The 11,865-nt window shown below is 50.7% G+C and carries 13 protein-coding genes and 1 tRNA gene; 5 read left to right on the forward strand and 9 right to left on the reverse strand.

Annotated elements, in window-relative coordinates; translation table 11 throughout:
* The first annotated feature begins 112 nt into the window (after window positions 1-112).
* Window positions 113-742, forward strand: a complete 630-nt coding sequence (gene sxy / locus QZF50_RS06590; RefSeq protein ID WP_000839153.1) for a CRP-S regulon transcriptional coactivator Sxy — start codon at window positions 113-115, stop codon at window positions 740-742.
* On the opposite strand, the gene yccS is transcribed toward sxy, so the two are convergent.
* Both yccS and QZF50_RS06600 read right to left on the reverse strand, forming a co-directional pair.
* Window positions 705-2,867 (reverse strand): YccS family putative transporter, encoded by a 2,163-nt coding sequence (yccS, locus tag QZF50_RS06595; protein ID WP_000875020.1) that lies wholly within the window; start codon window positions 2,865-2,867, stop codon window positions 705-707. The two genes, sxy and yccS, sit on opposite strands and share 38 nt — an antisense overlap.
* 9 nt (window positions 2,868-2,876) lie before the next feature.
* On the reverse strand, window positions 2,877-3,323 hold the full coding sequence (locus tag QZF50_RS06600; RefSeq protein WP_001261231.1) for a YccF domain-containing protein: 447 nt from the start codon (window positions 3,321-3,323) through the stop codon (window positions 2,877-2,879).
* 122 nt (window positions 3,324-3,445) lie between these two features.
* On the opposite strand from QZF50_RS06600, the gene helD reads away from it, so the two are divergent.
* Window positions 3,446-5,500 (forward strand): DNA helicase IV, encoded by a 2,055-nt coding sequence (helD, locus tag QZF50_RS06605; protein ID WP_000420533.1) that lies wholly within the window; start codon window positions 3,446-3,448, stop codon window positions 5,498-5,500.
* Between the two features lie 31 nt (window positions 5,501-5,531).
* On the opposite strand, the gene mgsA is transcribed toward helD, so the two are convergent.
* Both mgsA and QZF50_RS06615 read right to left on the reverse strand, forming a co-directional pair.
* Complete coding sequence (gene mgsA, locus QZF50_RS06610) at window positions 5,532-5,990, reverse strand: methylglyoxal synthase (protein WP_000424181.1); 459 nt, start codon at window positions 5,988-5,990, stop codon at window positions 5,532-5,534.
* 95 nt (window positions 5,991-6,085) lie between these two features.
* Window positions 6,086-6,748 (reverse strand): DUF2057 family protein, encoded by a 663-nt coding sequence (locus tag QZF50_RS06615; RefSeq protein ID WP_000847791.1) that lies wholly within the window; start codon window positions 6,746-6,748, stop codon window positions 6,086-6,088.
* Between the two features lie 172 nt (window positions 6,749-6,920).
* Here QZF50_RS06615 and QZF50_RS06620 point away from each other — a divergent pair, with 172 nt between their 5' ends.
* Complete coding sequence (locus QZF50_RS06620; protein WP_061892239.1) at window positions 6,921-7,334, forward strand: CoA-binding protein; 414 nt, start codon at window positions 6,921-6,923, stop codon at window positions 7,332-7,334.
* Between the two features lie 44 nt (window positions 7,335-7,378).
* Here the strand turns inward: QZF50_RS06620 and hspQ are convergent, their stop codons facing one another.
* Both hspQ and rlmI read right to left on the reverse strand, forming a co-directional pair.
* Window positions 7,379-7,696 carry a heat shock protein HspQ gene (hspQ, locus tag QZF50_RS06625; protein ID WP_000561986.1) on the reverse strand — a complete coding sequence of 106 codons (318 nt, stop codon included), beginning with the start codon at window positions 7,694-7,696 and terminating at the stop codon, window positions 7,379-7,381.
* Window positions 7,697-7,753: 57 nt separating this feature from the next.
* Complete coding sequence (gene rlmI / locus QZF50_RS06630; protein ID WP_000116297.1) at window positions 7,754-8,944, reverse strand: 23S rRNA (cytosine(1962)-C(5))-methyltransferase RlmI; 1,191 nt, start codon at window positions 8,942-8,944, stop codon at window positions 7,754-7,756.
* 94 nt (window positions 8,945-9,038) lie between these two features.
* On the opposite strand from rlmI, the gene yccX reads away from it, so the two are divergent.
* Window positions 9,039-9,317, forward strand: a complete 279-nt coding sequence (gene yccX, locus QZF50_RS06635; RefSeq protein ID WP_000048249.1) for an acylphosphatase — start codon at window positions 9,039-9,041, stop codon at window positions 9,315-9,317.
* Here yccX and tusE read toward each other — a convergent pair.
* The 3 genes from tusE to QZF50_RS06650 form a co-directional block, all read right to left on the reverse strand.
* The gene (tusE, locus tag QZF50_RS06640; protein WP_000904442.1) at window positions 9,314-9,643 is read right to left on the reverse strand and encodes a sulfurtransferase TusE; all 330 of its coding nucleotides are present in this window, start codon (window positions 9,641-9,643) and stop codon (window positions 9,314-9,316) included. The two genes, yccX and tusE, sit on opposite strands and share 4 nt — an antisense overlap.
* 90 nt (window positions 9,644-9,733) lie before the next feature.
* A complete protein-coding gene (yccA, locus tag QZF50_RS06645) occupies window positions 9,734-10,393 on the reverse strand; it encodes an FtsH protease modulator YccA (RefSeq protein WP_000375136.1) in 660 nt (219 codons plus the stop codon).
* Between the two features lie 206 nt (window positions 10,394-10,599).
* Window positions 10,600-10,687, reverse strand: a tRNA-Ser gene (locus QZF50_RS06650).
* 426 nt (window positions 10,688-11,113) lie between these two features.
* Here QZF50_RS06650 and hyaA point away from each other — a divergent pair.
* On the forward strand, window positions 11,114-11,865 hold a 752-nt coding region (hyaA, locus tag QZF50_RS06655), incomplete at its 3' end, for a hydrogenase 1 small subunit (protein ID WP_290388836.1).

Here is an 11,865-nt window from a genome sequence, read left to right on the forward strand (position 1 = left end):
ACGGGAAAACATAAATTAATCTTGCCCCTTAAGAATAAGTTGCCTATTTTCGTAGTTAACGGATCCGTTAATGTGAATCATTCTTTTATGTTATGATTTTAAAAGGAATTTTATGAAAAGCCTCTCCTATAAGCGGATCTATAAATCACAAGAATACCTGGCAACGTTGGGCACAATTGAATACCGATCATTGTTTGGCAGTTACAGCCTGACCGTTGACGACACGGTGTTTGCGATGGTTTCTGATGGTGAGTTGTATCTTCGGGCTTGTGAGCAAAGTGCACAGTACTGTGTAAAACATCCGCCTGTCTGGCTGACATATAAAAAGTGTGGCCGATCCGTTACCCTCAATTACTATCGGGTTGATGAAAGTCTATGGCGAAATCAACTGAAGCTGGTGCGTCTGTCGAAATATTCTCTCGATGCAGCGCTGAAAGAGAAAAGCACGCGCAATACCCGGGAAAGACTGAAAGATTTGCCCAATATGTCTTTTCATCTGGAAGCGATTCTCGGGGAGGTGGGGATTAAGGATGTACGGGCGTTACGTATACTTGGGGCAAAAATGTGTTGGTTGCGACTGCGGCAGCAAAACAGTCTGGTGACAGAAAAGATTCTGTTTATGCTTGAAGGTGCCATTATCGGCATTCATGAAGCTGCGCTCCCGGTGGCACGCCGCCAGGAGCTTGCAGAATGGGCTGACTCTCTTACGCCGAAACAGGAGTTTCCTGCGGAACTTGAGTAATCTGGCGTTGCAGACGACCAATCTCAGGCAGTAATGCAATCAATAATCCAACTTGTTGTACGACCAGAGGTTCTTTGCTGTCTGCCCGTGGTTCAAGTTGCTGCATCCGCTGTTTCAGGCTAGCTAATGCCTCATTGACGCGTTCTTCATCAGCAGGTTGATGATGTAACGCGTCATCAACATAGCAAACTGCCTCATCAAGAAACGCCAGAATTTCAGGATTAGTTAACTGCTCCCGGTGAGCACCGAGGGCTGAGATATAGCTGGTAAACGTATGGTTAAGGCACAGCAACCGAAACGCGGCTTCGCGAATTTGCGGGGTAACGTTCGGTTCGCTGGACATATTTGATACCACCGACGCCAGTTCAGCATCACGGTTGTGTGCATCGCGGCGGGCAATACGATACGCCAGACGGTTATCACGCCCCTGATGGTATTGCTCCAGTATGGCATCGAGATACCGGCAGTTGGCCTCTGTGGCGCGTTCGAGCATTCGCGGCAGATTGCGAAACTGCCAGTCAGGCCAGATGTAGCTCACTGCCGCCCACGCAATGGCACAACCAATCAGCGTATCGATTACGCGAGGTAACGCTACTTCAAAACCTTCACCCAGCAAGTTAAAACACAGTAGCACCAAAAGTGTGATGAACATCGTTGCATGGGCATATTGCACGTTACGGAAGGCAAAAAAGAGCACGCCGGTAATAACCAGTAGCACCAGCTGCCCTTCCAGTGACGGTACAAACCACAGCACAGGAATGCCAATGGCGATACCGACCAGCGTACCAATAATCCTTAACTTCAGGCGGTGGCGCGTGGCGTTATAGTTTGGCTGGCAGACAAACAAACTTGTCAGCAAGATCCAATACCCGTGATGCATTCCGGTTATTTGAATGATGGCGTAGCCGAAGCACAACACCAGCGACATTCTTATCGCATGACGGAAGAGGGCGGATTCCGGCGTGAAGTGACGGCTAAGACGCAGCCAGATATCACTCAACCCGTGCGGGCTGTCATCAGCGAGCTCATTTTCGTCATTATTATGGGGTAGTGCCTGGGCCTGTTCTGATTCAATTGTTGCCAGTTGGGCATCAATGGCGCGTAAATTGTTCAGCAAAAATCCCAGTGTTTTGAGTAAATCGGCGGGTGCGCCGTTATCGCGCATCCGCTCCAGCGCAGCATCAATATGCGTAAAAGCGCGCTCAAAATGCGGATCATGTTGATAAGGCTGACGCAACAAAATACAGCGTGACAGTTGCTGGCACGCCTGGCCCTGCATCGACATCAGCCGCTGAAAACGGAACAGCACGTCGCTGTGGCGAAAATGTTCACGCAATGTTTGATACTGAATATGAGAAGAGCTGGCACGCTCGTGAATATCCTGTGCGACAAAGTAATAATGCAGCGTGCGACGCGTTCCCCGTTGACCACGATCGCCACGTAAGCGGGTCAGCAGCGAGAGTTTCGTCTGATTCAATGTCGCCATCAGCAGACCGTTGGCGAGAGCCAAATCGTACAGCGGTGCCTGGCTTTCATCTTCAATATCAGGATCAAACATGCGCGACTTGAGCTCAAGATAACGCGCCAGTTGTTCATAGCAACGCGCCAGGTTGTCCTGCAGCGGGCGGACCGGGAACAGCAGATGACCAATAAGTGTCAGGACGTTGTACCAGACGGCACCGGCCAGCAGATACATCGGCTGCTGATACCAGTGCTCATACAGTGATGTTCCCAACATAGTGTAAATGGCGATCAGCAATGCACCGAAGGCAATTGTTGCATAGCGTTGACCCAGACCGCCGAGCAAAATGAAGCCGCTGGTAGAGAGCGTTAAGCCAATCGCAAATAGCCAGGGCCAGGGAAACAGCAATTCTACTGAGGCCGAGGCGATAAAAAAGCAGAACAGCGTAATGATGAGGTTACGCAAACGTCCCGCCAGTCGGTCATCGAGATCGGTCAGCGCCGCTGCCACCATCCCCAGCGTTAGCGGAATCGTCAGTTTTACATCACCCAGCCACCACGGAAACGCTGTGGTTCCACAAAGCGCAATAAAAATACGCGCGTAATACAGCCAGGCGCTGTTCCAGGTATAGCGTTTGAGCAAAGGACTTAGCATAAAGGCCATATTAGTGGATTATTCAAAACGACGACGTGCATTGGCTTCACGCGCAGCTTGCGCCGTTTCTACCGATACCACGCGACGACCAACCGGCCATAGTGCAATAGCGGCAATTTTAAAGTTCGCAATGCCGACAGGAATGCCAATGATTGAAATACATTGTGCGATGCCCGTTGCAATGTGCATCAGGCATAACCACCAGCCAAAGAAAATCAGCCAGAAAATATTCAATACCGTACCGCCAGTATTCAGCAGCACATTTTTGCCAGCCGGGTTCAGTTCATCGACATGAATAGCTTCATTGCCATAAGGCACCAGAGACAGTTTAGTGATCTCCCAGCAGGATCGTGTCAGCGGTAAGGTAAAAATCAGCATAATACTGACCAGAGTCGCCAACAGCCAGCCCAGAGTGGTGGCAAATCCGCCAAGCACAAAGTTCAGAATGTTCAAAACGGTACGCATAAAACCTCGCTTTACTGTGGTTTTCAGTAATGGGCGGCAATTGTAACGTTTTTTTGGGCTGGAGCACGTTTTCTCTGACGGTTACACTGATAAGAAATAATTTCGTGTGGATCTACAGAGTCATGGAACTGAAAGCGACAACGCTTGGAAAACGTCTGGCACAGCACCCTTACGATCGGGCGGTGATCCTCAATGCCGGGATTAAAGTCTCCGGCGATCGCCACGAATACCTTATTCCTTTCAATCAATTACTGGCGATTCACTGTAAGCGCGGTCTGGTATGGGGCGAGCTGGAATTTGTACTGCCGGACGAAAAAGTGGTGCGTCTGCACGGCACCGAATGGGGCGAGACGCAGCGTTTTTACCATCATCTTGATGCTCACTGGCAGCGGTGGAGTGGCGAGATGAGCGAAATTGCGTCTGGTGTTTTACGCCAGCAACTGGATTTGATTGCCACGCGCACTGGAGAAAATAAATGGCTGACGCGTGAGCAAACCTCTGGCGTTCAGCAACAAATCCGCCAGGCTATGTCGGCGTTGCCGTTGCCGGTTAACCGACTGGAAGAATTCGATAACTGCCGTGAGGCGTGGCGTAAATGTCAGGCCTGGTTGAAAGATATTGAAAGCGCTCGGTTGCAGCATAACCAGGCGTATACCGAAGCCATGCTTACCGAGTATGCGGATTTTTTCCGCCAGGTCGAGTCTTCACCGCTGAATCCGGCGCAGGCCCGGGCAGTCGTTAATGGCGAGCATTCTCTGTTAGTGCTGGCAGGTGCAGGAAGCGGAAAAACGTCGGTGCTGGTGGCCCGTGCAGGCTGGTTGCTGGCGCGTGGTGAAGCGTCCCCTGAGCAAATTTTATTGCTGGCGTTTGGTCGCAAAGCCGCTGAAGAGATGGACGAGCGGATTCGCGAACGGCTACATACCGAAGACATTACCGCACGCACGTTTCATGCGCTGGCGCTGCATATTATTCAGCAGGGCAGCAAAAAAGTTCCGATAGTCAGCAAACTGGAAAATGATACCGCTGCCCGTCATGAACTCTTTATTGCTGAGTGGCGCAAGCAATGCAGCGAAAAGAAAGCGCAGGCGAAGGGCTGGCGGCAATGGCTGACGGAAGAAATGCAGTGGTCAGTGCCAGAAGGTAACTTCTGGGATGATGAAAAATTACAGCGTCGTCTTGCCTCACGCCTCGATCGTTGGGTAAGTCTGATGCGGATGCACGGTGGTGCACAGGCAGAAATGATTGCCAGTGCACCCGAAGAGATTCGCGATCTGTTCAGTAAACGTATCAAGTTGATGGCCCCGTTATTAAAAGCCTGGAAAGGTGCGCTGAAGGCAGAAAACGCTGTCGATTTTTCGGGCCTTATTCATCAGGCGATTGTGATTCTGGAGAAAGGTCGCTTTATCAGCCCGTGGAAGCATATTCTGGTTGATGAATTTCAGGATATCTCGCCGCAGCGGGCAGCGTTGTTAGCGGCATTACGCAAGCAAAACAGTCAGACGACGTTGTTCGCCGTTGGTGATGACTGGCAGGCGATTTACCGATTCAGCGGTGCGCAAATGTCGCTCACCACCGCTTTCCATGAAAACTTTGGTGAAGGCGATCGCTGTGATTTAGACACGACTTACCGTTTTAACAGTCGTATCGGTGAGGTGGCAAACCGGTTTATTCAGCAGAACCCAGGCCAGTTGAAAAAGCCGCTAAACAGCTTAACCAATGGAGACGAAAAAGCCGTCACGTTATTGGATGAGAGTCAACTTGACGCTTTGCTGGATAAGCTCTCTGGTTATGCCAAACCGGAAGAGCGCATTCTTATCCTGGCGCGTTACCATCACATGAGGCCTGCCAGCCTGGAAAAAGCGGCAACACGCTGGCCGAAGTTGCAAATCGACTTTATGACCATTCATGCCAGCAAAGGGCAACAGGCGGATTACGTCATCATCGTTGGCTTGCAGGAGGGAAGTGATGGTTTTCCGGCTGCGGCGCGGGAGTCGATTATGGAAGAGGCGCTACTGCCACCGGTTGAGGATTTCCCGGACGCTGAAGAACGGCGGTTAATGTACGTGGCGCTGACCCGGGCACGCCATCGGGTATGGGCACTGTTTAACAAAGAGAATCCCTCTCCCTTTGTGGAAATACTGAAAAATCTGGATGTGCCGGTAGCGAGAAAACCGTAAGAAACAGGTGGCGTTTGCCACCTGTGCAATATTACTTCAGACGGTCCGCGAGATAACGCTGATAATCGGGGATCAGAATATCGACCGCGTCGTTGAAATGCGGCGACTGGATTATGAAGTCTGCCGTTGCCACGTTGGTGGCGACCGGAATGTTCCATACCGTCGCCAGACGCAACAAGGCTTTCACGTCAGGATCGTGCGGCACGGCATTTAGTGGGTCCCAGAAGAAAATCAATACATCAATTTTCCCTTCTGAGATCAATGCGCCAACCTGCTGGTCACCCCCCATTGGGCCACTCAACATCGCGTTGACGTTCATGCCGGTCGCGCGGGAAATTAAGTTACCGGTAGTGCCTGTTGCATACAGTACGTGTTGTTCCAGTAACGGTTGATGCCGTTCCACCCAGCTCATCAGCATTTGTTTGCAGTGATCGTGTGCCACCAGCGCAATATGTTTCCGCGCAGGTAAAGTGCGAGTCGTCAGTTCCATAATGTACATCCGTAGTTAACTTTCCTACAGATTACTGTAAGCACTTATCGCTGCAAGATAAAGACCGAAAAAGCCTGCGCACAGGCACAAAAATCTCAGGAAGATGGTTGTTTTTCCGCCCACTGTAGGAAAGTATTTCGCGTTTGTGGGTCAGCCAGTTTAAACCAATACTTCAGCCGTTGTTCTGTGAGCACCTGAGACTGCGGTGGAATAGCATCCAGCTCGGAAACACCCGAAAGCAGCGTACTGTCATCTGCCATCATCGTGGCAAATTGCGGTAGTGAAGCGCGTTTCGCGGATTTGTTATAGCGTTCAACCTCGACCTCATAATCAATCGTTTTTGCCGTTGAGGTAATGGCGAGAATATCCAGCTTTACCGGAATCGGCGTCGCATCGCCATCCAACAATTCAAGGCGCGGCGCGGCATCAAAATGGTTAGCTTCCCGCTCATTCTCCAGGCGAGGCAGGCGAAAATTGACCTGGTTGATGAGCTGGGTATTAAAACTGACCACCAGCGGTGGGGAGATATACAGCCGTTCTTCACTATTGGAAAGATGAATCGTCTTCTCAACGCGAAACACTAACTGATGCGGTCCATTATCCAGTTCAATGCTGTCCGCACCGCGCAGCAGAGAGCTGGAAACCTTCTTGCCGTCGAGTACCAGAAGATCGACATCGGTTGAAAGCCGCAGCGTGGTGGCAAAAACGGATACCGGCAAACATAATGCAATCAAGGTGGTCACGATGCCGGTTTTCATAGGTAGCTCCTGTCAAAAGACCGCCCGAATAATAATGTGTCAAAATTTTTCTTTAATCATACTTACTAACATATAGACATATTTCCCGCTTTTGCTCTCATTCATTCGTATTAGCTGCATGGTTGGCATGTCGGCTTTGTCGTACACTTTGTTAAACAGTCTGGAGGAAATAATGAAAGAAACCGATATTGCAGGCATTTTAACGTCCACTCACACCATTGCGCTGGTGGGGGCAAGCGACAAACCCGATCGTCCCAGCTATCGCGTGATGAAATATCTACTCGACCAGGGGTATCACGTCATTCCGGTTTCGCCAAAAGTTGCCGGCAAAACGCTGCTGGGCCAGCAGGGGTATGGCACGCTGGCAGACGTTCCGGAAAAGGTCGATATGGTCGATGTTTTCCGTAATTCAGAAGCGGAGTGGGGCGTGGCACAGGAAGCTATTGCCATTGGCGCGAAAACCCTCTGGATGCAACTGGGGGTGATTAATGAGCAAGCGGCAGTACTGGCACGGGATGCCGGGTTGAATGTGGTGATGGATCGCTGCCCGGCTATTGAGATCCCTCGCCTGGGCCTGGCCAAATAAAAAATCCCCGGAAGGCAAAAACCTTCCGGGGATTCGTTCAGGGATCAGTTACGCAGACGCGGGGCCTGGAGTTGTTTGCGGATGGTCTGCGCCAGCTCATCCATGGATGGCTGTTCAGGATGTTCATTCTGCAATTCGCTACTTAGCTGGGCTTCAGCCAGGTAGGTATGAACCGGTAGGCCGTTATCGTCCTCCATCACTACGTGATACCACGGAGCGGCGCGAAGCTCGTCATTTACCGCCAGCTCATCAGGCGACGGTTCAGAGAGCGAATAAACCGGGTCGATATCCACGACCACTCCGAGATAACCTAACAGGGAATGGCGGACCTGCTGGCCGATACCGAATTTGCTGGCAATCATAGTCACCTCCCGGGAAATCTTTACCTTTGATATAAGGGTAAAATTCCACATTTCAAGTTACATGACGCGACAGGCAAACCCTTTCAGATATAGCCCTTCCGGATAGGTAGCGATCACCGGATGATCGGCTGCCTGACGGAACTGCTCTATAAATTGTACATCACGGCCGGCATCAATTGCGGCATCCGCGATGATTTTCTGAAATAAATCGCTGGTCATCAGACCGGAACAGGAGAAAGTCAGGAGAATACCGCCTTCATTCAGCAACTGAATCGCCAGCATGTTGATATCTTTATAGCCACGACACGCGCCCATCAACTGGCTTTTATTCTCAACAAACTTCGGCGGGTCCATCACGATAACGTCAAATTTTTCACCGCGATCGCGATAAGTACGCAGCAATTTAAAGACATCATCACGGACAAACTCAGCCTTGCTCAGATCCAGTTTGTTCAGCTCAACGTTCTGCCGTGCAATATCCAGCGCTTCCTGGGAGGTATCAACGCTGACAACCTGGCTGCAACCGCCCATCAGTGCCGATACGGCGAAACCACCGGTATAGGAGAAACAGTTCAGCACACGTTTATTTTCAACGTAGCGGCGGGTAGCCAGGCGGCTATCACGCTGGTCCAGGTAGTAGCCCGTTTTGTGTCCGTGCTGAATATCCACCAGCAGTTTCATTCCGTGTTCTTCAATCGGCAGCAGGGCAGGTGGCAACTCGCCGGTGACGGGGCCCTGGGTCAGCTCCATTCCTTCTTTTTTACGTACCGCAACATCGCTGCGATCGTAAATCGAACATTCCGGGTACAGCGTTTGCAGGGCACTAATTAATGCCGCGCGCTGATATTCTGCCCCAGCACTCAGCAGTTGCAGCACCAGAAAATTACCGAAACGATCGATAGTAATACCCGGCAGGCCATCAGATTCTCCGGCGATTAAACGATAGCTGTCGAGGCCATCTTTTTGCGCCAGCCAGTCACGCCATTTTTGTGCTTGTTGCAAACGGCGGGAAAAAAAAGCAATGTCGATAGACTCAGACGGGTCAAACGTCCAGACGCGCGCCCGGATTTGCGAAGCTGGCGAATAAGCGCCGCGTGCTAACCATTTTCCCTGATGATCAACAATATCGATGGTTTCACCGAGGCTGGCTTTACCTTCCATGCGGGCAACGGCCCCGGAAAAGACCCACGGATGGCGACGAAGTAATGATTTTTCGCGCCCTTTGGCTAACACTAAACGTACACTCATAATTTACTTTTCTGTCGATGCAAAGAAATGGGCGTCATTGTCCGGAGTTTTCCATGGATTTGCAACGCGTCCATTAAGGATAAGGAGAGCAGCAATGTCGAAAGTCTGCATAATTGCCTGGGTTTACGGGCGAGTTCAGGGCGTAGGATTTCGCTACACCACACAGTACGAAGCGAAAAGACTGGGTTTAACCGGGTACGCCAAAAATCTTGACGATGGCAGCGTGGAAGTGGTTGCTTGCGGTGAAGAAGGGCAGGTGGAAAAATTAATGCAGTGGTTAAAGAGTGGCGGCCCGCGTTCTGCGCGTGTGGAACGGGTGCTTAGCGAGCCGCATCATCCCTCGGGGGAATTAGCCGATTTTCGTATCCATTAAATACATTTTACCGGTTTTGGCAGGCCAGCAATTTTGGTGGCTTGCTTAGCCGGACCTTTCGGAAACAGTCGATATAAATAGCGGCTGTTACCTTTTTCTTCGCCAAATTTATTCGCCATCGCTTTTACCAGCATACGAATCGCCGGAGAAGTATTGAATTCCAGATAGAAATCACGCACAAAACGCACCACTTCCCAGTGTTCTGGCGACAGCGAAATCCCTTCGTTCTCTGCAATCACCACAGCCAGCGGCTCACTCCACTGGCTGCTTTCTTTGAGATAGCCTTCGGTATCCGTTTCTATCTCTTTACCTTCGAAGATCAGCATAATTATTACTACCTTAATCAGACTGGCGGCAGTGTAACAAAAAACAAAGCCCCGCATAAAGCGAGGCTATGAAAGTGTTAGCGGGTGAGATTAATCGCGGCTGGCGAAGCCCAGAATGCTCAGCAGGCTGACGAAGATGTTGTACAGCGAAACATACAGGCTAACCGTGGCACGAATATAGTTCGTTTCACCGCCATGAATGATGTTGCTGGTTTCAAACAAAATAGCGCCAGAGGAGATCAAAATGAAGACCGCGCTGATCGCCAGATGCAGAGCAGGCAGTTGCAGGAAGATATTAGCAACCATACCAATCAGCACCACCACAATACCCGCCATCAGCATACCGCCGAGGAACGACATATCTTTGCGGGTGGTCAGCACATATGCAGAGCAGCAGAAGAACACTAACGCCGTTCCGCCCAGTGCCATAGCGATTACGTCACCCATTCCGGCAGACAGATAGGTGTTCAGAATTGGTCCGAGGATATAACCCAGAAAACCGGTAAAGGCGAATGCGGAGATAATCCCGGTCGGCTTATTCGCCGTTTTATAGGTCAGGAACATCAAACCATACATACCCACCAGCGTCAGAATCAGACCCGGAGATGGCAGCATCAGCACCGTACTGGCAGTTGCGGTAATCGCCGAAAAGGCCAGCGTCAGGCTCAGCAGAAAATAGGTATTACGCAGCACCTTATGGGTGCTAAGCAGTGATGTACGGTCATGTGAAGAACTAACAATACGATCCATTGAGTCACTCTCTATGACAGATGTAATTAATTAAGCAGCATAATGATAATGCGTAAGGGCACCCAGAAGTTTTACCCATCTTTACGCATTTGATCTGGAACAGGTTTAACAGCGGATTATCAGGTCATTAAGCAAATATAACGCCCTGAGAATTTCGACAGGCAAAAGAAAAAGGGGTTAGCATTTAGCTAACCCCTTATCTTATTTGGCGGAAGCGCAGAGATTCGAACTCTGGAACCCTTTCGGGTCGCCGGTTTTCAAGACCGGTGCCTTCAACCGCTCGGCCACACTTCCGGAATGACGCGCACTATAAACATCCCGATGCGGCGTGTAAACCCCTAATTTGTTTGTTTGCCTGAAAAACAGCCAAAAGTGCATTGATAGCGTGAAATAACAGCAGATTGATCATTTCATCACCATGAATTCCTTCTCTTTTACTCGTTTAGCAACCGGCTAAACATCCCCACCGCCCGGCCAAAAGAAAAATAGGTCCATTTTTATCGCTAAAAGATAAATCCACACAGTTTGTATTGTTTTGTGCAAAAGTTTCACTACGCTTTATTAACAATACTTTCTGGCGACGTGTGCCAGTGCAGAAGGATGAGCTTTCGTTTTCAGCATCTCACGTGAAGCGATGGTTTGCCTTGCTACAGGGACGTCGCTTGCCGACCATGTGCGCCCGGTGTCCTGCCGGTGTCGCAAGGAGAAGAGACGTGCGATATGAATAACGAGGAAACATTTTACCAGGCCATGCGGCGTCAGGGCGTTACCCGGCGCAGCTTTCTCAAATATTGTAGTCTGGCTGCCACGTCGCTGGGATTAGGCGCGGGAATGGCACCAAAGTTTGCCTGGGCGCTGGAGAACAAACCCCGCATTCCGGTGGTATGGATCCACGGTCTGGAATGCACCTGCTGTACCGAATCTTTTATCCGCTCCGCTCACCCACTGGCGAAGGACGTCATCCTTTCCCTGATTTCCCTCGATTACGACGATACTTTGATGGCTGCCGCCGGAACCCAGGCGGAAGAAGTCTTTGAAGACATCATCGCGCAATACAATGGCAAATATATCCTCGCAGTAGAAGGTAATCCGCCGCTGGGCGAGCAGGGGATGTTCTGTATCAGCAGCGGTCGACCGTTTATTGAGAAACTCAAACGTGCCGCTGCCGGAGCCAGCGCGATTATCGCCTGGGGAACCTGCGCGTCCTGGGGCTGCGTGCAGGCCGCGCGGCCCAATCCGACGCAGGCAACGCCTATCGACAAAGTCATCACCGACAAACCCATTATCAAAGTACCTGGCTGCCCGCCGATCCCGGATGTGATGAGCGCCATCATTACTTACATGGTGACCTTTGATCGCTTGCCAGATGTCGACAGAATGGGCCGTCCATTGATGTTCTATGGTCAGCGAATCCACGATAAATGCTATCGCCGCGCCCACTTCGACGCCGGAGAGTTCGTCCAGAGTTGGGA

The organism is uncultured Escherichia sp. (assembly GCF_948475835.1).
Lineage (GTDB): Bacteria > Pseudomonadota > Gammaproteobacteria > Enterobacterales > Enterobacteriaceae > ECMA0423.

Excerpts from the sequence above, each read along its gene's own strand:
- sxy (WP_000839153.1), top strand. The coding sequence starts at position 113 with ATGAAAAGCCTCTCCTATAAGCGGATCTATAAATCACAAGAATACCTG.
- yccS (WP_000875020.1), bottom strand. The coding sequence starts at position 2,867 with ATGGCCTTTATGCTAAGTCCTTTGCTCAAACGCTATACCTGGAACAGC.
- QZF50_RS06600 (WP_001261231.1), bottom strand. The coding sequence starts at position 3,323 with ATGCGTACCGTTTTGAACATTCTGAACTTTGTGCTTGGCGGATTTGCC.
- helD (WP_000420533.1), top strand. The coding sequence starts at position 3,446 with ATGGAACTGAAAGCGACAACGCTTGGAAAACGTCTGGCACAGCACCCT.
- mgsA (WP_000424181.1), bottom strand. The coding sequence starts at position 5,990 with ATGGAACTGACGACTCGCACTTTACCTGCGCGGAAACATATTGCGCTG.
- QZF50_RS06615 (WP_000847791.1), bottom strand. The coding sequence starts at position 6,748 with ATGAAAACCGGCATCGTGACCACCTTGATTGCATTATGTTTGCCGGTA.
- QZF50_RS06620 (WP_061892239.1), top strand. The coding sequence starts at position 6,921 with ATGAAAGAAACCGATATTGCAGGCATTTTAACGTCCACTCACACCATT.
- hspQ (WP_000561986.1), bottom strand. The coding sequence starts at position 7,696 with ATGATTGCCAGCAAATTCGGTATCGGCCAGCAGGTCCGCCATTCCCTG.
- rlmI (WP_000116297.1), bottom strand. The coding sequence starts at position 8,944 with ATGAGTGTACGTTTAGTGTTAGCCAAAGGGCGCGAAAAATCATTACTT.
- yccX (WP_000048249.1), top strand. The coding sequence starts at position 9,039 with ATGTCGAAAGTCTGCATAATTGCCTGGGTTTACGGGCGAGTTCAGGGC.
- tusE (WP_000904442.1), bottom strand. The coding sequence starts at position 9,643 with ATGCTGATCTTCGAAGGTAAAGAGATAGAAACGGATACCGAAGGCTAT.
- yccA (WP_000375136.1), bottom strand. The coding sequence starts at position 10,393 with ATGGATCGTATTGTTAGTTCTTCACATGACCGTACATCACTGCTTAGC.